23 protein-coding genes and 1 pseudogene are annotated in these 25048 nt (G+C 71.3%); 16 read left to right on the plus strand and 8 right to left on the minus strand.

Annotation, left to right across the window (positions count from 1 at the left end; translation table 11 throughout):
* The first annotated feature begins 24 nt into the window (after nt 1-24).
* Nucleotides 25-612: a hypothetical protein gene (locus tag OG494_RS45900; RefSeq protein ID WP_328449733.1), complete on the plus strand. Its 588-nt coding sequence runs from the start codon at nt 25-27 to the stop codon at nt 610-612.
* Here the strand turns inward: OG494_RS45900 and OG494_RS45905 are convergent.
* A complete protein-coding gene (locus OG494_RS45905; RefSeq protein WP_328449735.1) occupies nt 609-1046 on the minus strand; it encodes a GNAT family N-acetyltransferase in 438 nt (145 codons plus the stop codon). The genes OG494_RS45900 and OG494_RS45905 overlap by 4 nt on opposite strands.
* Nucleotides 1047-1179: 133 nt before the next feature.
* Here OG494_RS45905 and OG494_RS45910 point away from each other — a divergent pair, with 133 nt between their 5' ends.
* The 10 genes from OG494_RS45910 to OG494_RS45955 all read left to right on the plus strand — a co-directional run bounded on the left by OG494_RS45910 (nt 1180) and on the right by OG494_RS45955 (nt 11471).
* Entirely contained in the window at nt 1180-1407 is a 228-nt protein-coding gene (locus OG494_RS45910; RefSeq protein ID WP_328449737.1) for a hypothetical protein, read from the plus strand.
* A gap of 212 nt (nt 1408-1619) precedes the next feature.
* The gene (locus OG494_RS45915) at nt 1620-2501 is read left to right on the plus strand and encodes an SIS domain-containing protein (RefSeq protein ID WP_328449739.1); all 882 of its coding nucleotides are present in this window, start codon (nt 1620-1622) and stop codon (nt 2499-2501) included.
* 7 nt (nt 2502-2508) lie between these two features.
* A complete protein-coding gene (locus OG494_RS45920) occupies nt 2509-3402 on the plus strand; it encodes a 1-phosphofructokinase family hexose kinase (protein ID WP_328449741.1) in 894 nt (297 codons plus the stop codon).
* A 66-nt stretch (nt 3403-3468) separates the two neighbouring features.
* Entirely contained in the window at nt 3469-4323 is an 855-nt protein-coding gene (locus tag OG494_RS45925; RefSeq protein WP_328449743.1) for a class II fructose-bisphosphate aldolase, read from the plus strand.
* Between the two features lie 126 nt (nt 4324-4449).
* The gene (locus OG494_RS45930) at nt 4450-5826 is read left to right on the plus strand and encodes an ABC transporter substrate-binding protein (protein WP_328459222.1); all 1377 of its coding nucleotides are present in this window, start codon (nt 4450-4452) and stop codon (nt 5824-5826) included.
* Complete coding sequence (locus OG494_RS45935; RefSeq protein WP_328449745.1) at nt 5826-6779, plus strand: carbohydrate ABC transporter permease; 954 nt, start codon at nt 5826-5828, stop codon at nt 6777-6779. The genes OG494_RS45930 and OG494_RS45935 overlap by 1 nt, the downstream gene beginning before the upstream one ends.
* 10 nt (nt 6780-6789) lie before the next feature.
* Complete coding sequence (locus tag OG494_RS45940; RefSeq protein ID WP_328449747.1) at nt 6790-7713, plus strand: carbohydrate ABC transporter permease; 924 nt, start codon at nt 6790-6792, stop codon at nt 7711-7713.
* Between the two features lie 6 nt (nt 7714-7719).
* On the plus strand, nt 7720-8781 hold the full coding sequence (locus OG494_RS45945) for an ABC transporter ATP-binding protein (RefSeq protein ID WP_328449749.1): 1062 nt from the start codon (nt 7720-7722) through the stop codon (nt 8779-8781).
* Nucleotides 8778-10583, plus strand: a complete 1806-nt coding sequence (locus tag OG494_RS45950) for a DUF5107 domain-containing protein (protein ID WP_328449751.1) — start codon at nt 8778-8780, stop codon at nt 10581-10583. Before OG494_RS45945 ends, OG494_RS45950 begins: the two co-directional genes overlap by 4 nt.
* Before the next feature lie 102 nt (nt 10584-10685).
* The gene (locus tag OG494_RS45955; RefSeq protein ID WP_328449753.1) at nt 10686-11471 is read left to right on the plus strand and encodes a DeoR/GlpR family DNA-binding transcription regulator; all 786 of its coding nucleotides are present in this window, start codon (nt 10686-10688) and stop codon (nt 11469-11471) included.
* On the opposite strand, the gene OG494_RS45960 is transcribed toward OG494_RS45955, so the two are convergent.
* The 4 genes from OG494_RS45960 to OG494_RS45975 all read right to left on the minus strand — a co-directional run bounded on the left by OG494_RS45960 (nt 11468) and on the right by OG494_RS45975 (nt 15377).
* Nucleotides 11468-12313, minus strand: a complete 846-nt coding sequence (locus OG494_RS45960; protein ID WP_328449755.1) for an SGNH/GDSL hydrolase family protein — start codon at nt 12311-12313, stop codon at nt 11468-11470. The two genes, OG494_RS45955 and OG494_RS45960, sit on opposite strands and share 4 nt — an antisense overlap.
* Nucleotides 12314-12386: 73 nt before the next feature.
* Complete coding sequence (locus tag OG494_RS45965) at nt 12387-13889, minus strand: alpha/beta hydrolase (RefSeq protein ID WP_328449757.1); 1503 nt, start codon at nt 13887-13889, stop codon at nt 12387-12389.
* A gap of 14 nt (nt 13890-13903) precedes the next feature.
* Nucleotides 13904-14119 carry a hypothetical protein gene (locus OG494_RS45970; RefSeq protein WP_328449759.1) on the minus strand — a complete coding sequence of 72 codons (216 nt, stop codon included), beginning with the start codon at nt 14117-14119 and terminating at the stop codon, nt 13904-13906.
* Nucleotides 14120-14381: 262 nt separating this feature from the next.
* Nucleotides 14382-15377 (minus strand): LacI family DNA-binding transcriptional regulator, encoded by a 996-nt coding sequence (locus tag OG494_RS45975; protein WP_328459223.1) that lies wholly within the window; start codon nt 15375-15377, stop codon nt 14382-14384.
* 95 nt (nt 15378-15472) lie between these two features.
* Between OG494_RS45975 and OG494_RS45980 the strand changes: the two are divergent.
* Nucleotides 15473-16937 (plus strand): annotated as a pseudogene (locus OG494_RS45980) (FGGY-family carbohydrate kinase).
* 22 nt (nt 16938-16959) lie between these two features.
* Here OG494_RS45980 and OG494_RS45985 read toward each other — a convergent pair.
* Nucleotides 16960-17301 carry a hypothetical protein gene (locus OG494_RS45985; RefSeq protein ID WP_328449761.1) on the minus strand — a complete coding sequence of 114 codons (342 nt, stop codon included), beginning with the start codon at nt 17299-17301 and terminating at the stop codon, nt 16960-16962.
* Nucleotides 17302-17796: 495 nt separating this feature from the next.
* On the opposite strand from OG494_RS45985, the gene OG494_RS45990 reads away from it, so the two are divergent.
* Nucleotides 17797-20931 (plus strand): TIM-barrel domain-containing protein, encoded by a 3135-nt coding sequence (locus OG494_RS45990; RefSeq protein WP_328449763.1) that lies wholly within the window; start codon nt 17797-17799, stop codon nt 20929-20931.
* A 984-nt stretch (nt 20932-21915) separates the two neighbouring features.
* Here OG494_RS45990 and OG494_RS45995 read toward each other — a convergent pair.
* Entirely contained in the window at nt 21916-22392 is a 477-nt protein-coding gene (locus OG494_RS45995; protein WP_328449765.1) for a GNAT family N-acetyltransferase, read from the minus strand.
* 70 nt (nt 22393-22462) lie between these two features.
* Between OG494_RS45995 and OG494_RS46000 the strand changes: the two genes are divergently transcribed.
* Nucleotides 22463-23059: a TetR/AcrR family transcriptional regulator gene (locus OG494_RS46000; protein ID WP_328449767.1), complete on the plus strand. Its 597-nt coding sequence runs from the start codon at nt 22463-22465 to the stop codon at nt 23057-23059.
* Between the two features lie 4 nt (nt 23060-23063).
* On the opposite strand, the gene OG494_RS46005 is transcribed toward OG494_RS46000, so the two are convergent.
* Nucleotides 23064-24041, minus strand: a complete 978-nt coding sequence (locus OG494_RS46005) for a helix-turn-helix domain-containing protein (protein WP_328449769.1) — start codon at nt 24039-24041, stop codon at nt 23064-23066.
* 43 nt (nt 24042-24084) lie between these two features.
* Here OG494_RS46005 and OG494_RS46010 point away from each other — a divergent pair, with 43 nt between their 5' ends.
* Nucleotides 24085-24474 (plus strand): cupin domain-containing protein, encoded by a 390-nt coding sequence (locus OG494_RS46010; RefSeq protein WP_328449770.1) that lies wholly within the window; start codon nt 24085-24087, stop codon nt 24472-24474.
* Between the two features lie 62 nt (nt 24475-24536).
* Nucleotides 24537-25040 carry a winged helix-turn-helix transcriptional regulator gene (locus OG494_RS46015; RefSeq protein WP_328449772.1) on the plus strand — a complete coding sequence of 168 codons (504 nt, stop codon included), beginning with the start codon at nt 24537-24539 and terminating at the stop codon, nt 25038-25040.
* Nucleotides 25041-25048 lie beyond the last annotated feature (8 nt).

The raw sequence follows: 25048 nt of genomic DNA on the forward strand, positions 1-25048 counted from the left end.
GTCGACCCATGGGTGGAGGGTTTGATGACACGTCGGGCTCCGCGCCGCGAGCAGGTCAGCGTGGCCGAGCTGCTGGTCCGGTCCGCAAGCTGGCAGGACGCGCTCGAGTCGCCGCCGTCGCGGCACCGCCGCCGGTCCCCGGTGCTGCGTTCGCTCGCCCGGGTCCGGGTGTTCTCGGTGGTCGCCGGGGCGTTGGCGATCACCGGCGGGGTCGCGGCCGCGGTCGCGCAGCCGTACGAGCACGCCGCGGGCGCGGTGTGGCCGCCCGTCGGCCTCGAGCCCGTGCCGCTGTCCGTGACGCCGTCGCCGGCGGACGCCGCGAAGCCACCGGAATCCGTGGTGCCGGAATCGAAAACCGGCGGAATCATCCCGGCGGCCGTCGTCCGGCCGTCGAATTCCGGAAAACCGGCCGCGAATTCCGCGGCACCGCCGAAACGGGTGACTCCGGTGCGGCACGAAATCCCGGCCGTCCCGGCCTGGGCAGGCGGCTCCGACCGGCATCCGGCCCGGTCCGCGAGCCCGCACCGCCAGCAGGCGTGGTCCGGCGGCGGGCACCATGACGGCGGGCACGACCGCCACCACCGCGGTGGCGGCGGCCGGCACCGCCGCTAGCCGAGCGGGATCTGGTACTGCATGAACCCCTTGTCGAGCGCGACCTGGTCGTAGAGCCGGCGCGCGGTCGTGTTCGACGTCTGCGTGTGCCAGTAGACGCGCACGCAACCCTGGTCCCGCGCCCAGCCGGCGACGGCGTCGATCAGCGCCCGGCCGACGCCGTGACCGCGGGCTTCGGGCGCGGTGAAGAGGTCCTGCAGGTAGCAGACGTCGGCCGACGTCGTGCTGGCGTGCGTCAGGAAGTGCGTGATCCCGACGAGCTCGCCGTCGAGCCGTGCGCCGAGCGCGTGCATCCGCTCGCCGGTCGAGAACTCGCGCCAGTCGCGGTCCGCGAGGTGCGGCGTGAGTGGCCTGCCGTAGAACTCGTTGTAGCCGGCGAACAGGTTTTCCCAGGCCACGCGGTCGGATTCGGTCAACGCCCCAGTGGTGATCATGCTGCGAGGCTAACGCGGGGGATGGCCGGTTCGATGAACACGCCGGACACAACTGGCGAGTAAGGTGACGAACCCGAATTTGATTCATAGAATCAGGGCCATCCCGCACGGCAGCTACTCCCGGAGGTTCCCGATGGCGCGCACGGCACCCCGTGCCAGTGGCAAGCCTGTCACGGTCAGCGAGCTGTACCTGAGGCCGGACGTCCACGGCAGACGCCGGCCCGAAGACATCGAAGTGCTCGAACTCGCCTACCGCATGCGCCGCCGGATCGGTCCCGAGCCGGTCGTCGCCCCGGTCCCGTCGTCGCGTTCGCGCGCGATGGCTGTCGTCACCGGGCTGCTGCGCCGCAAGCCCCGGTAGCCGCCGGACCCGCTCTCCCACTGCAGGCCACCCTCGCCGAGGGTGGCCTTTTTGCTGCGCCCGGACCCGGTGCCGGTTCCGTCGTCTGCTGTCTTCTCGCGCACTTCTCTGCGCGGACTCTGTGTGAAGTTGCACGATACGACGATTGACGACGCACAAAACTGCACCTAACGTGACAGGTGTTGCGCGCAACCGGCACGGATGGGGAGTTCATGAGCGGGACCTTCATGGCGGCGGAGATCGCGAGCCAGCCCGGCTGCTGGCGGGACGCGGCCGCGCTGGCCTCGGCGAACAGCGGGCAGCTGCCCGCGCCGGGCGCCCGGGTGGCGATCGTCGGCTGTGGCACGTCGTGGTTCGTCGGTCAGGCGTACGCGGTGCTGCGTGAAACCGCCGGGCTCGGGGAGACCGACGCGTTTGCCGCGTCCGAGTTCCCGGCCGGCCGGGACTACGACCACGTGCTCGCGCTGAGCCGCTCGGGCACCACGACCGAGGTGCACACCGTGCTCGCGAAGCTGCGCGGCCGCACCCGGACCACGGCGATCACCGGCGTGCCCGCCGAGATCGAGCGGGCCGCCGACGCCGTCGTCGACCTGTCCTCGGTGGACGAACGCTCGGTCGTGCAGACCCGGTTCGCCACCACCGCGCTCGCGATGCTGCGCGCGCACCTCGGCGAGGACCTGACCGGCGTCATCGCGCAGGCCGAGCGGGTGCTGGCCGAGCCGCTGCCGGAGTCGCTGGTCGGGGCCGGGCAGTTCAGCTTCCTCGGCACCGGCTGGTCGGTGGGGCTCGCGAACGAGGCCGCGCTCAAGTTCCGCGAGGCGTGTCTGCTGTGGACGGAGTCGTACCCGGCGTGGGACTACCGGCACGGCCCGATCAGCATCGCCGAGCCGGGCCGGGTGACCTGGATGTTCGGCCGCGCGCCGGAGGGGCTGGCCGAGGACGTCCGCCGGGCGGGCGGCACGTTCGTCGAAAGCGGCCTCGACCCGCTGGCCGACCTGGTCCGCGCGCAGCTCGTCGCGGGCGCGATCGCCCGGCGCAAGGGCCTGGACCCGGACAACCCACGTAGCCTCAGCCGCTCCGTCGTGCTGACGTGAGCCCGCCGTGATCCTCACCGTGACGCCGAACACCGCGCTCGACGTCACGTACACAGTGGACGGTCTCCGGCCGGACGGCGTGCACCGCGTCCGGGAGGTCCGGAGCCGGGCCGGGGGCAAGGGGATCAACGTCGCGCGGGTGCTGCACGCGCTGGGCGCCGACGTCCGCGCGGTCGCGACGGCCGGCGGGGCGACGGGGTCCGCGGTCGCAGCGGACCTCGGCGCGGCCGGTCTGCCCGCCGAGCTGGTGCCGATCGCCGGCGAAACGCGCCGCACCACGACCGTGCTGGGCGACGACGGCTCGGTCACGCTGCTGAACGAGCCCGGCCCGGCGCTGTCCGCCGCGGAATGGCGGCTGCTCGCCGACGCGGTCCGGCGGCACGCGCCCGAGGTGCTGGTCTGCTCCGGCAGTCTCCCGCCCGGCGCGCCGTCCGGCGCCTACGCGTCGCTGCTCACGGGAACGTCCGTGCTGGACACCTCAGGCGCGGCACTGCTGGCCGGCCTGGCCGCACGCCCGGCCGTGGTCAAGCCGAACGCCGAAGAACTGCGCGAGGTCACCGGCCTCGACGACCCGGTCGCTGCGGCGGGTGAACTGCGGCGGGCGGGCGCGGGCGCGGTGGTCGTGTCACTCGGCGCCGACGGCCTGCTCGCGGTCACCGGCTCGGGCACGTGGCACGCGACGCCGTCCACCGCGCTCCGGGGCAACAGCACCGGCGCGGGTGACGCCGTCGTCGCGGCGCTCGCCCTCGGCCTCAGCCGCCGCGAGGCGTGGCCGGACATCCTGCGCCGGGCCGTCGCGCTGTCCGGCGCGGCCGTGCTGGGGCCGCTGGCCGGAGACATCGACCTGGCGCACTACGAGCGCGAAGTGGACTTGGTCGCGGTGCGGGTCGTGAGTGGTTAGGGCGGTTCTAACCGCCCTAAGCACTCACGACCCGCCGCGGCAGACCCGAAACGACAGGAGTAGGTCATGCCTCTGGTGAGTACCGGGGAGATCGTCGGCGCCGCTGTGGCGGCGGGACGCGGCTGCGGCGCTTTCAACGCCATCCAGCTGGAGCACATCACCGCGATCGTCGACGGCGCGGCCGCGGCCGGCGCGCCGGTGATCGTGCAGCTCAGCCAGAACGCCGTGCGCTACCACGGCGCCCTGGCGCCGATCGGCGGCGCGGCGCTGGCCGCGGCCCGTGAAGCCGAACCGGACGTAGCCGTGCACCTCGACCACGCCGAATCCGCCGACCTCGTGCGGGAAGCCGTCGGGCTCGGGTTCGGCTCGGTCATGTTCGACGCGTCCAAACTGGACTACGCCGACAACGTCCGCGCGACCCGCGAGATCACCGCGTTCTGCCACGACCACGGCGTCTGGGTCGAGGCCGAACTCGGCGAGGTCGGCGGCAAGGACGGCGTGCACGCGCCGGGCGCGCGCACCGATCCGGACGAGGCGGCGGAGTTCGCCGCGGCCACCGGGGTCGACGCGCTCGCCGTGGCGGTCGGCAGCTCGCACGCGATGCTGACCCGGGACGCCACTTTGGACTTCGAGCTGATCACGAGGCTGCGGGACCGGGTGCCGGTCCCGTTGGTGCTGCACGGTTCCTCCGGCGTACCCGACGAAGGCCTGGCCGACGCGGTGAAAGCCGGGATGACGAAGATCAACATCGCCACCCAGCTCAACAAGGTGTTCACCGCGGCCGCCGCCGGGGACTGGCGCGCGCACCCGGATCGCGTCGACCCGCGGAAGTACCTGGGGGCCGGGCGGGACGCCGTCGCCGTCGAGGTGCGGCGGTTGCTCGGTGTGCTCATGCTGGTCACCGAGCGCGGACCGAAGTGACGATTGAGCAGAACTTGTTCCATCAAGTGTTGACAGATGCGTGAAACCTAACAAAACTGCGCAGCAACGCGCAGAAGTTGCGTGAAACTCGAACTCTGGTGGTGGCGGATGCGGCGAAGCAAGGTCATGGCGTGTGCGGTGGGGGCCTCTCTCCTGCTGGCCGGCTGCGGCGGGGGCGCGGACTCCGGCAGCGACACCGGCGAGAACGCGCTGCCCGGTGTCGACCAGTACCTCAACGCGCCTTGCCCGGAGGCGGCGGTCAAACCCGCCACGGACAAGGAGTTCACCTACTGGGCGATGTGGACGGCCGACGAGCCGCAGGGCAAGGTCCTGCAGAAGGCCTTCAAGTGCTTCCAGGAGAAGACCGGCGTCAAGGTGAACGTGCAGTGGCTGGGGCGCAAGGCCTACACACAGAACCTGGTGCCGGCGCTGAACACCGACGCGGTGCCGGACCTGTTCGACCAGGACGTCAGCAAGGTCGGCGCGGCGATCGCGACACCGGGCGGCACGCAGAGCGTCGACGACGTCTTCGCGATGAAGGTCGGCGAGGGCGACAAGACCGTCAAGGACATGCTTTCGCCCAGCTCGTACGACTTCCCGCAGAACAAGGACCGCGAGGGCCACAACTTCATGGTCCCCTACACCGTCCAGTCGAGCGCCTGGTGGTTCAACAAGGACGCCGCCGGTGACGTGCAGCAGCCGAAGACGATGGACGACCTGACCGCGCTGTTCGACAAGGCGAAGGCCGACGGCAAGGCCGCGATCAGCCAGGACGGCGACATCCCGTTCTACAACATGTACTTCTTCACCCAGCTCGCCGAGCGCTACGTCGGTTCGGGCGGGCTGAACAAAGCCGCGTCCGACAAGACCGGGCAGCTCTGGAAGACCGACCCCGGTTTCCTCAAGGCCGCCACCGAAACCGCGAAGCTGCCGAAGTACTTCATCGACGGCTGGGACGCGGCGAAGTTCCCGCAGGTGCAGCAGCGCTGGGCGGACGGCGACTCGCGCTACCTCTACGTCGGCACCTGGGCGCCGAGCGAGACGCGCGAGTACCTGGACAAGCAGGGCGCCGGAACGAAGATCAACTACGGCTCGTTCCAGTTCCCGATGCCGGCCGGTGCCACGCACGACACCGTCGAGCAGATGTCGATCGGCTTCGCCGTCACCAAGAAGGCCAAGCACGCCGAGGCCGCGAAGGCGTTCATCGCCTACTTCCTGAACAAGGACATCCTCTCGGGCATCCCGGCGGTGGCCGACAACCTGGTGCCGCGCGCCGACCTCGCCGTGCCAGACGACCTCAAGCAGGTCAAGGCCGCGATGGACGACCCGAAGAAGGAGCACGTCCTGCAGTACGACGGGATCGACGGCATCGCCGGCGGCAAGTGGCAGACCGACGTCTTCGACCCGGCCGACACCTCGCTGCTCAAGGGTGAGCTGAACCCCCAGCAGTTCGTGGACCAGCTCGCGGCCAAGGGCGCCGACTTCTGGAAGAACCAGAGCTGATGGCCACGGTCACGACGACGGCGGCGCGGGACCGGGGGGCCCGCGCCGCCGGCGCTGCGCACCTGCGCCGCAAGAGGCGGCTGTTCTGGCCGTTCGCGGCCCCGGCTTTGGTGCTGTACCTGGCTTTCCTGGTACTCCCGACGCTCGCGACCGTCGTCCTGAGCTTCACCAGCTGGGCCGGCGCGGGGGACACGCCCAAGCCCAACGGCGTCACCAACTACACGCAGATGTGGGCGAGCGACTCGTTCCAGTACGCCTTCCGCAACACGCTGGTGTACGTCTTCCTCGGCGGCATCGGCACGTTCGCGCTGGCGTTCCTGTTCACCATGGTGCTGCGGGACATGCGCGGTGGCAAGGTCGTCCGGGCGATCCTGTTCTTCCCGAACATCGTCGCGCCGGTCGCGCTGGGCATGTTCCTCGGGTTCGTGTTCAAGTACCAGCCGGGTAAGCAGGGCCTGGCGAACTACGTGCTGGAGCACGTCGGCGCGGACGCGGCGAAGTTCCTGGCGCCGGCCAACGTGACCGGCGTCGTGACGGCGTCGCTGATCTGGGCCAGCTCGGGCTTCTACATCACCATCCTGATGGCCGCGGTCGACCGGATCCCGCCGTACCTCTACGAGGACTCCGAGCTGGGCGGCGCGTCGCCGTGGCAGAAGTTCCGCAACATCACGCTGCCGATGACGTGGGACGTCGTCGGCGTTGCCGGTGTCCTGTGGACGATCAACGCGCTGAAGATCTTCGAGCTGGTGTTCGTGCTGGCCGGGCCGGGTACCTACGCCCCGCCGAACCAGGCGTGGACACTCGGGGTCTACGTGTTCGACCGCACCTTCGGCTCGAACGGCACGCCCGACTTCGGGGCCGCCTGCGCCTGCGCGGTGGCGATGATCGCGCTGGTGTCGATTCTCGTTGTCCTGCTGCGCCGGTTGATGCGCCGTGACGCGATCCAGTTCTGAGGGGGATCCCATGACTGTCACCGACGCGCCCGTGCGCGCGGTCGCCAAACCGCCGCGCAAGGTGCCGCGCAAACCGCGTCCGGCGCCCGGCTCGCGGAAGCTGAGCCCGTTGCGGCTCTTGGGTTCCGTGATCGTCTGGGCGTTCACCGCGGGCAACGTGCTGGTGCTGTACTGGCTGCTCACGGCGTCGTTCAAGACGCCGGTGGAGATCTTCACCAAGCCGTTCGCGCTGCCGTACCAGTGGTTCCACCTCGGCAAGCCGTTCCGGAACTTCATCTACGCCTGGAACAACGCCGGCTTCGGCGACGCCGTGCTGACGACGGTCGTCCTGGTCGGGCTGGCGACGGTCGCGACGGTCGCCGTGTCCGCGCCCTGCGCGTACGCGCTGACCCGGCTCGGCGTGCGCGGGTCCGGGCCGATGACGAACGCCGTCGCGATCGGCATGGGGGTGCCGTTCCAGACGGTGATCATCCCGCTGTTCGTGACCATGAGCAAAGCCCACCTGGACAACGAGTACGGCCTGTTCCTGCTCTACGTCGCGTTGTCGATCCCGTTCACCGTGTTCCTGCTGACCGGCTTCTTCCGCTCGCTGCCGGACGAGCTGGAGGAAGCGGCCTCTTTGGACGGTGCCTCGCCGACGCGGACGTTCTTCTCCGTCATGCTGCCGCTCGCCCGCGGCGGCCTGATCACGGCGTTGACGCTGAACGCCATCGGCCTGTGGAACGAGACGCTGCTGGCGATCGTGTTCCTCAAGGACCAGGCCCACTTCACGCTCTCGCGGGCGCTGTTCACCTTCTACGGCGCCGCGAGTTACCAGTCGGAGTACGGCGGCCTGATCGCCGGTGTGGCGATCGTCGTGCTCCCGATGCTCGTGCTCTACCTCGTGCTCGCCCGCCGGATCATCACCGGCCTGACCCTCGGCGCCGGAAAGTAGGACCTGATGGCCACCGTGAGTTTCCAGGACACGACCCGGTTCTACGCCGGGGTCGAGCGGCCCGCCGTCGACGGGCTCGACCTCGAGGTCGCCGACGGCGAGTTCCTCGTGCTGGTCGGGCCGTCCGGCTGCGGCAAGTCGACGACGCTGCGGATGCTGGCCGGGCTGGAGGGGGTCGACGACGGCTCCATCCACATCGGCGACCGCGACGTCACCGAGCTGGCGCCCAAGGACCGCGACATCGCGATGGTGTTCCAGAACTACGCGCTCTACCCGCACATGTCGGTGGGCGAGAACATCGGCTTCCACCTGAAGCTGGCCAAGATGCCGAAGGCCGAGCGCGAACGCAAGGTGCGCGAGGCCGCCGCGGTACTCGATCTGACGGAGTACCTCGACCGCAAGCCCGCGAAGCTGTCCGGCGGGCAGCGCCAGCGGGTCGCGATGGGCCGGGCGATCGTGCGCGAGCCGAGCGTGTTCCTCATGGACGAACCTCTGTCCAACCTGGACGCCAAGCTGCGGGTGCAGACGCGCACGCAGATCGCGTCGCTGCAACGACGGCTCGGCATCACGACGCTGTACGTCACGCACGACCAGGTCGAGGCGATGACCATGGGCGACCGGGTGGCGGTGCTCAAGGACGGCGTCCTGCAGCAGGTCGACACGCCGATCGGGCTGTTCGCGCGGCCGGTGAACGTGTTCGTCGCCGGGTTCATCGGCTCGCCCGCGATGAACCTGCTGGAGACCACAGTGGACAGCGACGGCGCGGTTGTCGGCGGGACGCGGTTGCCCCTGACGCCGGCGCAGCGCTCGGCGCTGACCGGGCTCGGCGTCGTCGTCGGCGTCCGGCCGGAGGGCTGGACGATCGGCGACGGCGGGTTCGACGCCGTCGTCGAGGTCGTCGAGGAGCTGGGCAGCGACCAGTACCTGTACTGCCGGGACGGCGACCGGGTGCTGACCGTGCGTACGCCGGGCATGGCGCCGTGGCAGCGGGGGCAGGCGATCGCGCTGACGCCGCAGCTCGGCTCGGTCCACCTGTTCGACGCGGCCACCGGTGACCGGCTGCCATGACGCGCCTGTACCGCACCGGGCTGGTCCTGCCCGCGGCCGAGCTGGGACCCGAGAACCCGTTGCCGCCCTTGATCAAGCCGGAGGCCGTCGCGTCGGTGTCCAATGTGGACGAGTTGCCGCCGGATCTCGCGGCGGGGCTGGACTACGGCCGGCTCGACACCGTGCTGCCGTGCCGGCTGCAAGACGGGTATTCGCGCTCGCGCACCGAGCGGGAGCTGCCCGCGCTGGTGCTGGAGAACGACCGGGTGCGGGCGACCATCCTGCCCACGCTGGGCGGCCGGCTGTACTCCCTGGTTCACAACGGACGTGAGCTGCTCTACCGCAACCCGGTGTTCCAGCCCGCGAACCTCGCGCTGCGCGACGCCTGGTTCGCGGGCGGCGTCGAGTGGAACCTGGGCAGCACCGGGCACACGACGCTGACCTGCGCGCCGATGTTCGCGGCTCAGGTCGAAGGGCCGGACGGCACGCCGGTGCTGCGGCTCTGGGAGTGGGAACGCACCCGCGACCTGCCGTACCACCTCGACTTCTGGCTGCCCGAGGACTCCGACTTCCTGCTGGTGGGCGTGCGGATCCGCAACCCGCACCCGCACGACGTCCCGGTGTACTGGTGGTCGAACATCGCGGTGGCGCAGACGCCGGACACCCGCGTGCTCGCACCGGCGACGCAGGCCTGGCACTACGGCTACTCGGGCCGGCTGGACCTGGTCGACGTCCCGGGCTCGCTGACTTACCCGGCGCGCGCGGAGTCCGCCGCGGACTACTTCTTCGAGTGCTCGAAGCCGTGGATCGCCGCGGTGGACGGCGACGGGCGCGGCCTGCTGCAGACCTCGACCGAGCGGCTGCGCGGCCGGAAACTGTTCCTGTGGGGCGAATCCGCGGGCGGCCGCCGCTGGCAGGACTGGCTCGCGCCGGGAGCGGGCGGCTACCTGGAGATCCAGGCCGGGCTGGCCCGCACCCAGCTGGAGCACCTGCGTCTGCCGGCCGGCGACGCGTGGGACTGGCTCGAGGCGTACGGCCCGCTCGCGGCGGACCCCGCGGTGGTCCACGGCGACGACTGGCAGGCCGCCACCGACGCCGTCGTCGCACCGGTTTTGACCGGGTACCACGAACAGTGGCGGAAGATCCTCGACGTCGAGCCGGGCCCGTTGCTGGCCACCGGATCCGGTTGGGGTGCGCTGGAGGCCCGCCGGATGCCGACCTGCCTGCCGGGCACGCCGTTTCCGCCGGAGTCGCTGGGGCCGGAGCAGGAGCCGTGGCTGTCCCTGCTGGACGGTGTCCCGCCGCAGGGTGACCCACTGGCCGTGCCGCCGTCGACGCTGGTCAACCGGTACTGGGCCGATCTGCTGGAGCACACGGCCGACAACTGGCTGACCTGGTACCACCGGGGTGTCGCGCGCTGGGCGGCCGGGCGTCACGAGGCAGCGCGGGAGGCGTGGGCGGCTTCGGTGTCAGCGGCCGAGAACCCGTGGGCCCTGCGCTGCCTGGCGGTGACGGCCGGCTCGGCGGAGGCGGCCCAGCTGTACGACCGGGCGTTGAAGCTGGCGCCGGCGCTGGAGCCGCTGCTGGTGGAGGCCGTCGCGGCCGGGTGCGCGCCGGAGCTGCCGCCGGAACCGACGGGACGGCTTGCGCTGCTGGCCGCTCAGGCGCGGCTGGCGCTGGGCGACGTCGAGGGTGCGCGGGCGATCTTCGACGCGGGGTTCGAGGTCGCGAACATCCGGGAAGGGGAGACGTCGTTGTCCGACACTTGGGCGGCGCTGTCGTCCGATCCGCTGCCGGGGCGCTATGACTTCCGGATGAAGTAGGCGGCGTGCCGCGTTCCGAGGACAGTGATCGTGCAGCATAATGCTCGAAACGGTGGTCAACAGCGCACTTTTTTGTGCACAGGAACCTAGGGAGTACCGCCGATGGCCCGGCACGAACGGTTGAGCACCCTGCTGGACATGCTGGGGCAGCGGGAAAAGATCGACGTCGAGGACGTGGCCGAGGAGCTCAGCGTCTCCGCGGCGACGATCCGCCGCGACCTCGACCACCTGGCGGAGCAGCAGCTGCTCACGCGCACCCGGGGCGGCGCGGTCGCCAACGACCTCGCCTACGACCTGCCGCTGCGCTACAAGACCGCGCGGCACGTCCCGGAGAAGCAGCGGATCAGCAACGCCGCAGCCGCCTTCGCCGCCAAGGGGATGGTGGTCGGCCTCAACGGCGGCACGACGACCGCCGGCGTGGCGCGGGCCTTGGCGATCCGGTCCGACCTGTCCGGGCGGGGTGACGCGCCCGGCATCACGGTGGTGACGAACGCGCTGAACATCGCGCACGAGCTGGCGGTCCGCCCGAACGTCAAGATCGTCGTGACCGGCGGTGTGGCCCGGCCGCAGTCGTTCGAGCTGAGCGGGCCGCTGGCCACGCGGGTGCTCAGTGAGCTGACCATCGACCTGCTGTTCCTCGGCGTCGACGCGTTCGACCCGGACGCGGGCGCGTTCGCCCACCACGAGGGCGAGGCCAGCATCAACCGCCTGATGGTGGAACGCGCCGAGCGCGTGGTGGCGGTGGCGGACGGGTCGAAGCTGGGCCGCCGCGCGTTCGCCCGCATCTGCGAGACGACGCAGGTGCACGCGCTGGTGACCGACGCGGAAGCGGACCCGGAGATCGTGCGCGCGTTCGAGGCGGCGGGCGTCGAGGTCCAGGCGGTTTAACGCGCCAGGGCGAGGGCCGCCGTGAGGACCCGGTGGCCGGCCGCTGCCGGGTGGACGTCACAGCCCCCGGCCGGCAGCTTGATCAGCAGCCCGGCCGCGCACGGGTCACCACCCGTGCGCAGGGACGCCAGCCGGAACGCCGTGAAGCCGTCGGCGATCTTCCCGTGGTAGCGGCGGGTCACCTGCGTGAGCGCCGCGTCGATCGCCTGCACCTGCTCGACCTGCGCGGGGTCGCGGTAGTCGAGCGAGTAGTACGACATCAGCACCAGGTCACCGCGGTAGTGGGCGCGCACGGCGCCGAGGATCGTCGCGACGTTGCGGCTCATCCGGTCCAGCGCCGCCTGGAAGTCCGGGCCGGTGCACTGGTCCGGCGTCGTGGCCTGGCAGACGAACATGTCGTTGGCGCCGATGTTCAGCGTCACCAGCTTGGTGTCCTGGTGGGTGCGCAAGTACCGCGTGGCGTAGTCGATCTGGGTGCCCGCGTACGGCACGTGCAGCGGGAACGTGGTGCGGTAGCCGACCGGGGAGCCGACGGAGTTCTCGCAGCCGTTGCTCTGCGCGCCGGCCTTCAGCAAACTCCCGGTCGTCTCGCCGGGACACGACGCGTTGGCGACGCGCAGGCCGCGCAGGGCCGCGTAGTTCTCGGCGTAGCCGCGGAAGTTCGCCGCGTTCAGGTAGTCCGAAACCGGGGTCACGGCGCCGGGCCGGTAGCCGAACGCCACGGAGTCACCGAGGGCGAGGTACCCGCCGCCGTGCCGGACTCCGGCGTCCGCGGGCGCCGTGGCCAGCCCGGTGAGCGTGACGGCGATCGCCGTACTCGCGAGGAAAGTCCTGAACCGCATGACGGGGCTCCTTTCCTCGCAACGCCGCGAGGCCGGAACCGATTGTGCCGGTCCCGGCCTCGTTTCGGAAGCGTCAGAAGCCGATTGCCGGAGGCGCCTTCGGCCCGGCGATCCGGGCTTGGGGAGTGCCCGGCTCCACGGCGGCGCAGTGCGTGCCCTTCGCCGGGAGCTTGCCGGTGATCAGGTAGTCGTCGGTCGCCCTGGTGACGCAGTCGCTGTTCTTGAAGTAGGCGCCGTGGCCCCAGCCGTCGTAGGTGAGCAGTGTGTTGCCGGTCTGCCGGGCCACGGTCTGCGACCACACGTACGGCGTCGCCGGGTCGTACTCGCTGCTCAGGACCAGCAGCGGCGGCGCGCCGTGCACCTGCAGCGGGTGCTGCGGGTTGCTCGCCTTCTCCGGCCAGCCGATGCAGGCGGTCACGGCGGACCAGCCCAGCGAGTTGACCTTGACGTCCGGTGCGGAGGCCGCGGCCGCGCGCCGGTAGGTCTCCAGCTCGGCGTAGCTGTGCACCGGCAGGTTCCAGTCGTCGCAGAAGATGCTCTGGAACACGGTGTTGACCGGGATCTCGTCCCGCGCCCGAGCCGACGCGGCCGCCGGCGTGCCGTCCGCGAAGGACTTCAACGTCTTCGCCAGCTGGTCCCAGCTCGGGCCGTAGAACGCGCCCTGGAAGATCGACGCGAGGTTCAGCGAGGTGATCGGTTCACCGCTCTGCGGGGCCTTCAGTTCGCCGCGCGCGGCCTTGTCCTGCAGGTCCCGCGTCACCTTCGAGACGTCCTGGCCGTGCAACACGCAGGATGGCGTCCGGCCGCACCAGGCGGCGAACTCGCCGAACTCCGCCTGCACGGACTGCGTTTCGCTGCGCAGGAAGTCCCACGCGCCCAGCTGCGAGTGGTCCATGTTGCTGTCCAGCACGAGCGCGCGGACCTTGCCGGGGAACAGCTCGGCGTACTGCTGGCCCATCAGCGTGCCGTACGAAACGCCGTAGTAGGTCAGCTTCTTCTCGCCGAGCGCGGCGCGGATCGCGTCCATGTCCCGCGCGACGGTCTCGGTGTCGGCGAAACTCGCGAGCGGCCCGGTCAGCCGGGCGCAGCTCTCGCCGACCTTCCGGTTGTACCGCGCGAGCTGCTCGAACTCGGCCTGGTTGCGCGGCACTTCGGGGTGGTCGGCGATGACCTCGTCGAGGCCGCACTTGATCTGGGTGCTGTCGCCGATGCCACGCGGGTCGAAGCCCACGGTGTCGAAGCGCTTGGTGACCTCGGCCGAGAGCGACCAGCCCTCCTTGACCTGGCCCGCGCCCGGCCCGCCGGGACCGCCCGGGTCCATCAGGACCGCGCCGATCCGGGCCCGCGGGTCCGTGGCCTTCCGCCGGGCGAGCGCGACGCTCGTGGTGCCCATCTCCGGATGGGCGTAGTCGATCGGCACGGTCACCGCGCCGCAGTCGACGCCCGGCGCGTCCGCGCAGGGTTTCCAGTCGACGCTTCCCGTTCCGGCCGCCGACGCCGGCGCCGCGGCCAGCAGGCTTCCCGCTACCGCCGTGACCGCCGCCGCGGTCAGCAGCCGCTTGCGTACCCCCAGCATGGCCCGTCCTCCCGTCACTGACCGTGGTTGATCGGCTCCAGGAAATCACCAAACCGGTGATCGCGCCAGGTTCGCAGGTGGGTCCCATCGTGGCGTCCACTGTGGACGATCGCGCGGCGCAGCCAGGCCGTCGCGACGGTGCCGAGCGCGCCCAGCGCGCCCAGCACGCCGAACGCCCAGCCGAAGCCGGTCGCCGGATCGATCGTGAGGCCACGGGGCAAGACGATCACGCACAACGCCCCGCCGACCGCGCCGCCCGATGTTCACCAGCGCCGTCGCGTGCCCGAGTTCGTTCGCGTCGACCGAGGCGTACGCCGCCGTCGACGCGGGCATGATCGACAAACCCAGCCCCGCGCCGCGGACCAGCAGCAACGCCTGGGTCGGCCACATCGGCGTGTCCGGGCCGAGCCAGGGGCATCGGCACCGTGCTCGCCGGCACCACCAGCGATCCGGCGAGCGCGACCGTGCCGCCGCGGGGGAAAAGTGCCGCTTTCAGCGCGTGGAGCTGCCGCGGACGATCAGCTGGGCGGCCATCGTCGTCGTGGTCGCCGCGGGGGATCCGCTGCCGCCGATGCGGTCCAGCAGGAGCCGTGCCGCGAGCTGGCCCATCGAGTGGGCCGGCTGGGCCACGACGGTCAGGGTCGGCGAAATCAGCGTCGTCCAGGGTGCGTCGTCGAACGAGACGATGCCGACGTCGCGGCCGGAAGTCAGGCCCAGCTCCGCCATTGCCTGCAGGACGCCGATCGCCATCGTGCTGCTGGACACCAGGAGCGCGTCCGGCGGATCGGCTCTGGTCAGCAACTGTTTCGCCGCCTCGTAACCACCGGTTTCGCGGAATTCGCAGCGGCGCACCCACCGCGTCGAGAGTTTCCGGCCCGCGTCGCGGAGTCCGTCGCGGTAACCGTCGAGGCGGTCGTCCGCCGTGGTGATCCCCGGCGGCCCCGCGACGCAGGCGATCCGCTCGTAGCCGCGATCGACGAGGTGCCGCACGGCATCGCGGGCCGCGACCCGGGAGTCGACGAGCACCGCGTCGCAGTCGGCCGCTTCCAGGCGCCGGTCGACCGTCACGATCGGCGTGCCGTGCGCGAGCAGCGGGCGGACGTCGCTCTGGGCGGTGGTCGGCGACATGATCACGCCCGCCAGCCGTTCCTGCGCGGCGACCTCGACGTACCGGCGTTCCTTCGCGGTGTTCTCGTCGGAGTTGCACAGCATCACGGAGAACCCGGCGGCCTGCGCGGTGTCCTCGACCCCGCGCGCGATCGCCGTGAAGAACGGGTTCTCGACGTCGGAGATGATCAGTGCGAGGACCGCCGTCTCGCGGCGGCGCAGGCTGCGGGCCAGCCCGTTCGGCGTGTAGCCGAGTTCGGCCACCGCCCGGGCCACCCGTTCGGCCAGCGCCGGGTCCACAGTGGACTTGCCGTTGAGTGCCCGGGACACGGTCGCGGTGGACACCCCGGCCAGTGCCGCCACGTCGGAGATCGTCGCCACCGCGTCCTCGTTCACCTGAGTCGTTGCCAGTGTTCCGGACACACCATAGCTTGGTGGTAATCGATTTCCCGCATGGCGGCCCGGCGGAGGGGTGGATGACCGGACTGCTGCTCGGCGTGGACATCGGCACGGCCGGCTCGAAGGGCGTCCTGGTGGACGCCGAGGGCGCCGTGCTCGCCCGGTCCGTCCGCGAACACGGCGTGTCGACGCCCCGCCCCGGCTGGGTGGAGCACGACGCCGAAGCCGTGTGGTGGGCCGACTTCACCGCCGTCGTCGCGGACCTGCTGCGCGCCGCCGGCGGCCGGCCTCTCGCCGGGCTCGGGATCAGCGGCCTGCTGCCCGCCGACGAGCACGGCGACCCGCTGCGCCCGGCCATCCTGTACGGCGTCGACACCCGGGCCGGCGCCGGAATCGCGGAGCTGAACGACGAGTTCGGGGCCGGCGAGATCCTGGCGCGCGGTGGTACGCCGCTGACCGGCCAGGCCGTCGGGCACCAAGGTGCGCTGGCCGGCCCGGCACGAGCCGGATGTCCACGCGCGCACGAAGAAGCTCCTGATGGCGAGCTCGTTCCTGGTGCACCGGCCGGTACGTCCTGGACCACCACTCGGCCAGCCAGTGCACGCCGCTGTACGACCTCGCGGCCGGCGCGTGGGCGGCGGACTGGGCGGAGCGCGTCGCGCCCGGGCCGGCGCTCCCGGACCTGCTGTGGCCGACCGAGATCGCCGGCGAGGTCACCGCCGCCGCGGCTGAACGGACCGGGCTGCCGGTCACCGCCGGCACGGTCGACGCCTGGGCGGAAGCCACGAGCGTCGGCGTCCGCGAGCCCGGCGACGTGATGATCATGTACGGCGCCACGATGTTCCTCGTCCAGGTGCTCACCGAACCGAGGCAAGGCCGCACCCCGGCTTGTGGGGTACGCGCGGGGTCGCGCCGGGCAGCTTCACGCTCGCCGCGGGCATGGCGACGTCGGGCGCGGTCACCGACTGGCTGCGCCGGCTGGTCGGCGGCGGCTACGCGGACCTGGCCGCCGAGGCCGCGGACGTGCCGGCGGGCAGCCGCGGGCTCCTGCTGCTGCCGTACTTCGCCGGGGAGCGGACGCCGCTGTTCGACCCGGACGCGCGGGGTGTGCTCGCCGGCTTGACGACCGCGCACACCCGCGCCGACCTCTACCGCGCGGCACTCGAGGGCATCGCGTACGGGGTGCGGCACAACCTGGAGGCGATGGCCGCCGCGGGCGGCGCGGCCGGGCACCTGGTCGCGGTCGGCGGAGGCACCAAGGGCGGCCTGTGGACGCGCATCGTCTCGGACGTCACGGGCTTGCCCCAGCAGATCCCGGCCGAGACGATCGGCGCTTCCCTCGGCGACGCGCTCCTGGCGGCGGAGGCCACGGGCCTCGGGATCGACCTGGCCCGCGCCAACCCGATCGCGGCAACGGTGACGCCCGACCCGGCGAATGTCACGCGGTACCAGGAGTTCTACGAGCACTGCCGGGCGTTGTACGACGCGACGGCGAAGACGGCGCACTTCCTGGCGGCGCGGCAACGCGAGTCAGCTCGGTAGCACGGGTGCCGTGCCAACGTTGTCACCCAGGCGGTGGTAACCGCCGTGCCGCCGCGCCGTGCCAACGTTGTCGGTCCACCCGGCCGCGGTAGTCCTCCAGGGCCGCGACCGACTCCCTGACCTGCTCGAAGGACGGCAGTGCCCGCACGTTCGCGATCAGCGTCATGTCCTTGCGCGGGATCTCGACGAAGCACACTTCGACTCCGGAGAGTGACGTTTTGGCGGCCACCTCGGCCTGCCACGTCGGCAGATCACCGTCGATGCCCAGCCATTCGTGCAGGTACACGCACCACTTGCCGCGGCGGAGCTCGTCGGCGATGGCGTCCTGTGCCACCAAATACGGTTCTGTCACTCGGTCGGACACTGCTTGTCCTGGGTGAACCACGGCATGACTTCCCTCCTGCACCCGACGGCGACCCGACCGCCGGTAAGCGCTCTCTCGCCGGTCACCTCCCAGATCCCGTCGAGCAGCACGAGCCCCGATTGCTGATCCCCAGCCTTCGGTGGGCTGCCAACTTACAGCGGAAACCTGTTTCACAGCAAGCACTTCATCACTTACTGACAACCTGCTCGCCTCGGCGGCGTGCGGATGCACGTGCTGCTGCACGCCGGAAAACGCCCATCGGAACCTGAAGTGTGGCAACGGGAAGCGACGCGCGTAATCGTCCTGAGTGGACAGAGAGATGCGATCTGCAATTTGCAGATGGAGTGAGCTCTAAGACGCCGTTCAAGTACTCGCAGTGACCGCCCGACGGAAGTCGGGAGTCCGGGCGTCGGAACCGGTTCAGCGGGTGACACTGCGCGAAACGTGCGCTATACAGACTCCAACATGCGTGTTGATGCGCGAAAGGTGTCAGTAATGAGCAGAGTTGCGCAAACGCTCGGGTGTCTGGCAACAGCCGCCGTTCTCGGGCTCTCGCCCGCCACGGCCTACGCCGACCCGCCCGCGGCGCCCTCCGGCCAGCTCGGCGACCTGACCGGGATCTCCGCCGACGGCGCCACGGTGACGCTGGCGTCGGGGAGCGCGGCGGTGCGCGTGAGCTTCCCGGCCGACGGTGCCGTCCGGGTCTGGCTCGCCCCCGACGGGTCCTTCACCGACCCGGCCGGCAGCAAGATCGTCCTCCCGAAGAACACGCCCTCGGCCACGCCGAAGCGCGTCGACAAGGGCGCCTACTGGGCCATCTCCACCCCGAAAGCGACATTGCGGGCATACAAGCACCCGTTGAAGTTCGCCCTCTACGACGGCGCGGACCGCAAACAGCTCTGGACGGAGTCCGCGCCGCTGTCCTGGACCGGCTCGACGACCACGCAGAGCCTGACCCGGACGGCGTCCGAGCAGTTCGTCGGCGGCGGCGAGCAGAACGGCCGCTACAGCCACCGCGACCAGACGATCAAGATCTTCGCCGACGACAACTGGAACGACGGCGGCGCGCCCAACTCGCAGCCGTTCTACGCCTCGACCGCGGGCTACGGCGTCCTGCGGAACACCTTCGCGCCGGGCAGCTACTCCTTCACCGACCCGGTCGAGACCACCCACGACGAGCGCCGCTTCGACGCCACCTACGTCGTCGGGAACAGCCTCAAGGACGTCATCGGCGGGTACACCGACCTGGTCGGCAAGCCGTTCCTGCCGCCGATCTACGGCCTGGAGACCGGCGATTCGGACTGCTACCTGCACAACGCCAACCGCGGTGAGCGGCACACGCTCGACGCGGTGAAGGTGGCCGACGGCTACACGGCGAACGACATGCCCAACGGCTGGATGCTGGTCAACGACGGCTACGGCTGTGGTTACGAGAACCTGCAGCAGACCGGCGAGGGCCTGCGCAAGAACGACATGCAGCTCGGGCTGTGGACCGAGAACGGCGTCCCCAACCAGGCCGAAGAGGTCAAGGCCGGGGTGCGGGTGCGCAAGCTGGACGTCGCCTGGGTCGGCCCGGGGTACCAGTTCGCGCTCGACGCCTGCGACACCGCCCACAAGGGCATCGAGGACAACAGTGACGCGCGCGGGTTCGTCTGGCAGCCGGTGAGCTGGGCCGGTGCCCAGCGCTGCGGCGTGCTGTGGAGCGGCGACCAGTCCGGCTCCTACGACTACATCAAGTGGCAGATCCCGACCTACGCGGGCGCGACGACGTCCGGCATCGCCTACAACACCGGCGACATCGACGGCATCTTCGGCGGCAGCCCGCAGACCTACGTCCGCGACCTGCAGTGGAAGTCCTTCCTGCCGACGGCGATGACGATGGACGGCTGGGCGTCGTCGGACAAGCAGCCGTGGGCCCAGGGTGAGCCGTACACCTCGATCAACCGCAAGTACCTGATGCTCAAGGAGCGGCTGCTGCCCTACACCTACAGCTATTCGGCCCAGGCGCACCAGACCGGCGTCGGCCAGGTGCGGCCGCTGGCCCTGGAGTATCCGGACGACCCGAACGTGTGGACCGAAAAGGCGAAGTACGAATTCCTGTCCGGCACGGACTTCCTCGTCGCGCCGGTGTACGAGAAGTCGAACGTGCGCAACGGCATCTACCTGCCCAAGGGCACCTGGGTCGACTACTGGAGCGGCAAGACCTACACCGGCCCGACCACGATCGACGGCTACGACGCGCCGCTCGACACGCTCCCGCTGTTCGTCCGGGCCGGCGCTGTGGTGCCGATGTGGGCCGACGGCACGAAGTCGTGGCAGACGCGGGACAAGGGCGAGCTCGACCTGGACGTCTACCCGCAGAGCAAGGGCAGCTTCACGCTCACCGAAGACGACGGCGTCACCCGTGGCTACCAGCGCGGGGAGCAGGCGAAGCAGACGTTCACCGTGGACGCGCCGAAGTCCGGGCCGGGCACAGTGACCGTCGGGATCGGCGCGAGCGCCGGAACCTACCCGGGCAAGCCCGCGGCGCGGAACTACCAGCTGTCCGTCCACACGGGAACGAAGCCGGCGCTCGTCCAGGCGGGCACCGGGATCCTGCGGCAGTACGCCGGCAAGGCCGAGCTGGACAAGGCGTCGTCGGGCTGGTGGTACGACCCGGCCGCCCGTGGCGTGGTGCGCGTGAAGACCGGGCCGGTCGGCGCCGGTGCGAGTCAGGACGTGCGGCTCTTCGGCGCCAGCGCCGTCGGCGGGTTCTTCCCCGAGGACGACAACGGCTCGACGACGCTGACCATGCCGTCGCTGGCGGCTCCGGGACAGCCCGCCGCGGCGACGGTGAGCTTCACCAACGGCACGCCGCTGCCGGTCCGGGACGTCGCGCTTTCGGTGCAGGGAACCGGGTTCCACGCCGACGTCCCGGCGCTGCCGAAGCTCGTTTGGCCTGGTCAGACGGTGAAGGTGCCGGTGACGCTGACCCCCGAAGCCGGGCTGAAGCCGGCGGACTACCAGGTCACCGCGACCACGACCTACCGCGCGCGGCTGGACGCGCACCAGGCCGTGGACTCGTCGACGGTGACGGTGCCGTACGCGTCCCTGGCGGCGGCCGCGTCGAACGTCGGCGTCACCGACGCGGCCCACGTGACGGCCGGCGATCTCGACGGCGGCGGCAGCAGCTTCCGGGCCGAAGGCCTCGCCGAGGCCGGGCTGAAACCGGGAGCGGCGTTCGCGGCTCTGGGTGCGTCGCTGACCTGGCCGGACGCCGTGGGCGCGAAGCCGGACAACGTCGTCGCGGCCGGTCAGACCGTCGCGGTGCGCGGGACCGGGTCGAAGCTGGTGCTGGCCGGCACGGGCACCGGGATCGCGAAGGGCACGGTCGTCGTCCAGTACGCCGACGGCAGCACCGGCCAGTCCGATCTCGGGTTCCCGAACTGGTGCTGCGCCGATCCCGCCCAGTACGGCGCGACGACCGTCGCGACCGTCCTGGGCAAGAACACCGGGACCGGCGTGGCCTACCCGACCACGCCGTACCGCGTGTTCGCGAACTCCGTCCCGCTGACCGCGGGCAAGGAGGTCGTGGCGGTGACGCTGCCGGCGAACCCGGCGTTGCACGTGTTCGCCGCGAGCGTCGCCTGAAGCAGGTTCGGCGAGCCGCCGAAGTAGGCGCCGTCCGTGACGAACAGCGTGTCGTCACGGACGGCGACCGCGGTCGGGTTGGCCAGTCCGTCCTTAGTGGACAGAATGGTGCGGACGCCGTCGTGGTCGATGGTGACCACGCGGTTGTCCTGGTTGATCGCCGCGACGACGGTGTCGCCGTGGAAGGCGAAGTCGTCGACCGGCCCGAGACCCGAGGTGACGACCCGGCCGGGCCCGCCGCGCAGCGGGAAGCGGACCAGGGTGCCGCGGTCCAGGTTGGACACCCAGACCGCGCCGTCGTGGACCTTGATCCCGTTGGCGCCGAAACCGCTTACCGGGGCGAGCAGGTCGCCGGTGGCCCAGGCGGTGACGCGTCCCCGCGAAACCCGCCAGACCGTGGAGTCGAACGAGTCGGCGACGTAGATGTCGCCGGTCGCCGGGTCCCGCGCGACGCCGTTCTGGAAGCCGGCCGGCGGCAGTTTCGCTACCTGCACCGGCGGCGCCCCGGCCCTGACCCGGTAGAGGCCGGTGGCCGCGGTGCCGGTCGAGACGGCGACGTACAGGTCACCGCCGGGTGCGCGGACGATGCCGCCGAGGAACAGTCGCTTGTGGACGACCGGAACGTCGCCGTCTTCCGGCGCCGGGATCCGGGCGATGATGGTGACGTTGCCGCCGGGGGAGACCCGGCCGATCTCGCCGGTGTAGGCGAAGGTCAGGTCCGCGGAACCGTCGGGCTCCAGGGTGATGTTCTCCGGTTGCTGTCCGGGGGCGAGCGGCACGATTCTCGGTGCCGCGCCGGCCGGGGTGGCCGGCAGGGCGAAGACGGCGATCGCGGCCAGCGCGACGCCGATGTGCTTGATGCGCAAGGGAAAACTCCGTCTGAGTCGGGAACGGCGGCCCGACCCTGGGCCGCCGTTCCTTCGACGGTAGGCCCGTGGTGTCCTCGCGAACCAATAGCTTGCCTTGGCCGCGCCATCGGAAAACCTATGGCGCTCGGAGATCGCGGGTGAAACAGCGCGACAACGGCTCGCCGCGGTAGGGCCCGTAGGCCTCGATCGGCTCGTAGCCTTCGCGCTGGTAGAAGCGCATCGCGTCCGGCTGCCCGGTGCCGGTTTCCAGCAGCAGCCGTGGAATCCCGAGTTCCCGCGCGTGGTCTTCGAGCGCGCGCAGCAGGGCGGTCGCGACGCCGGAGCCGCGCGCGGCCGGGTCGACGTACATGCGCTTGATCTCGGCCGAGTCCGGTCCGAGCGGCCGGAGCCCGCCGCAGCCGACGGCGGTGCCGCCGCCGTCGCGCGCGACGAGGAACACCGCCATGGTCTCGGCGGTCGGCAGTGCGCCGGGCTCGTGGTTGTCGGTGCCGTAGCGGGCGTCGAGTTCGACGCGCTGGGCCTCGCGCAGCCGGGCCGCGTCGGGATCGTCCCAGTTCACGGCGCTGATCGCGATGGTGCCGAGGTCGGTCATCGGGCACACCCCCTTTTCGTAACGAGCGTTACCGTAGCACCTGTTACGCTACCGGGGAAGGAGGTTCCGGGTGCCGAGACAGCGTGACGTGGGGGCGCAGCGCGAGCTGCTGTCGAACGCGGTGTGGCAGGTGCTGGCGGAGGCGGGCCTGCCGGGGCTGACGCTGCGCGCGGTCGCCGAGCGCGCCGGCTGCACGACCGGCCTGGTGCTGCACGCGTTCCCGACGAAGAAGGCGCTGCTGCTGCACGCGCGCGACCTGCTCTACGAGCGCACGGCGATCCGCGCGGACGCGGCGGAGGCCTCTGCGGCCGACGCGCCCGCGGCGTTGCGCGCGGTCCTGGGCTGCGCGATCGACCTGCCCCACGGCCACCACGAGGAGTCCCGCGTCTGGGTCGGCTTCCTGGCGGCGGCCCTCGCGGACGACGACCTGGCCGAGCGTCACCGAGCGGCGAACCACTCGTTCCTGGCGCGGGTCCGGCGGCTGATCGCGGCCTGCCGTCCGGAGTGGCCGGACGACCGCCTGGAGCTGACGACGAAGAGCCTGGTGGCGCTGGTGGAAGGCTTCAACGTCCTCGCGGCGGCCGACCCTCGCGGCTACCCGGCGCGGCTGCAAGAGGAGTCCCTGGCCCAGGCGCTCCAAGACGTCGTGAGCGGTAATCCGGGTTAGAACCCTAACTACCGCTCACGAGGGCCGGGCCGAAGCGGCGGCGGTACGCGCTCGGGCTGAGACCCGTGTGGCGTCTCAGCTGCAGGCGCAGGTTCGACGCCGTCCCGAAGCCGCTCGCCTCGGCCACCCGGTCCAGCCGTAGCTCGCCGCGCTCGATCAGGCGGCAGGCCAGCGTCACCCGCTCGGTCGTCAGCCACGCCAGCGGCGTCGTGCCCAGCTCCGCGCGGAACCTCCGGTGCAGCGTCGCCGGGCTGGTCGCCGCTCGCGCGGCCAAGTCGGTCACCGTCAGCGGGGTGTCCAGCCGCTCGAGGGCCCAGGCCAGCAGCGGCGCCAGCGAGGTGTCCGGCACCGCCGGCACCGGCCGGGCGATGAACTGCCGCTGCCCGCCGTCGCGGTGGCCCGTGAACACCAGGCGGCGGCTGACCGCGTTGACGACTTCCGCGCCGTGGTCGCGGTGGATGAGGTGGAGGCCGAGGTCGAGGGAGGCCGCGCTGCCCGCCGCCGTGAGGACGTTGGCCTCGTCGACGAACAGGACGTCCGGCTCCCAGCGCACCGCCGGGAAGCGCTCGGCGAACTCCGCGGCCCACTGCCAGTGCGTGGTCGCGCGCCGGCCGTCCAGGACGCCCGCCTCGGCGAGCGCGAACGCGCCGGTGCAGAAGCTGACCAGCCGGGCGCCCCGGGCCGCGGCCCGGCGGATCGCGGCGAGGATCGCCGGGTCGGTCGGCACGCCGGTGTCGGGGCGGGCCGGGGCGATCAGCGTGTCGGCCGTGTCGGCGGCCTCGAGCCCGGCGACGCCGGAGAGCGTGAACAGGCCGAGGTTCATCCGCACGTCCGGGGTCGCGGCGCAGAGCGCGAAGTCGTACCAGGGCCGGTTCAGCTCGGGCCGACGCAGCCCGAACAGCTCGGTCGCGACGCCCATCTCGAACGGGTTCGACTCCGCCGTCACGATCGCGACGACCCGGTGAGAGAATTCTTGCGGCATGTGCGATTCCTAGCACTCGTGCCGCTCACCCGCCAGATCGACCATGGTGGGCATGAACCCGATCGACCTGACCGAAGTCCTGGCGAGCTTCGACGCCGCCTGGAGCCCGCGGATCGTCACCCGCGTCAACGACTACGACATCCGCCTCGCGCGGTTCGCCGGCGAGCACGTCTGGCACGTCCACGAGGACACCGACGAGTTCTTCCTGGTGCTGGACGGCGAGATCGAGATCGGCCTGCGCGACCCGTCGGAACGGGTGGTGACGCTGAGCCGAGGCCAGGTCTTCGTCGTGCCGAAGGGCACGTTCCACAAGCCGTCGTCGAAGGCGGGCGCGAGCGTGCTGCTGGTCGAGCCCGCCGGCACGCTCTCGGTCGGCGACGCGCACGACGAGGTCCCGGACCACGTGGACGTCACCACCGGCCACCTCGTCTGACTTCGGGGCACGGCGCGGCTGACCTGCTGAGTCTCTCCGGAAGACGGCGTACCCTCGGTCGCATGAAACGGACCTCGTTCGCGCAGTGGCCGTGCTCGATCGCGCGCACCATGGATCTGCTCGGTGACTGGTGGACGCCGCTGGTGCTGCGTGACGCCTTCTACGGCGTCCGCCGCTTCGACGAGTTCCAGCAGGCGCTCGGCATCGCCCGCAACACCCTCGCCGACCGGCTCAAGCGGCTGGTCGACGAGGGGTTGCTGGAGAAGGTGGCCTACCAGAGCGAGCCGGTGCGCTACGACTACGTGCTCACCGAAAAGGGCCGCGACTTCTACCCGGTACTGCTCGCGATGACGCGCTGGGGCGACAAGTGGCTCGCCGGCGAGGCCGGTCCGCCGATCACCGTGCACCACCTGGCCTGCGGGCACGACACCCACGCCGAAATCGTCTGCGCCGAGTGCGCCGCGCCGATGACCCCGGACGACACGCGGATGCGCCGTGGCCCCGGTTTCCCGGCCCGGCTGGCGCAGCGCGCGGACGTCGAGGAGCGCTTCGCCCGGCAGGAGTGAGATTGACA

This window comes from Amycolatopsis sp. NBC_00438 (assembly GCF_036026695.1).
In the GTDB taxonomy this organism is placed as follows: Bacteria; Actinomycetota; Actinomycetes; order Mycobacteriales; family Pseudonocardiaceae; genus Amycolatopsis.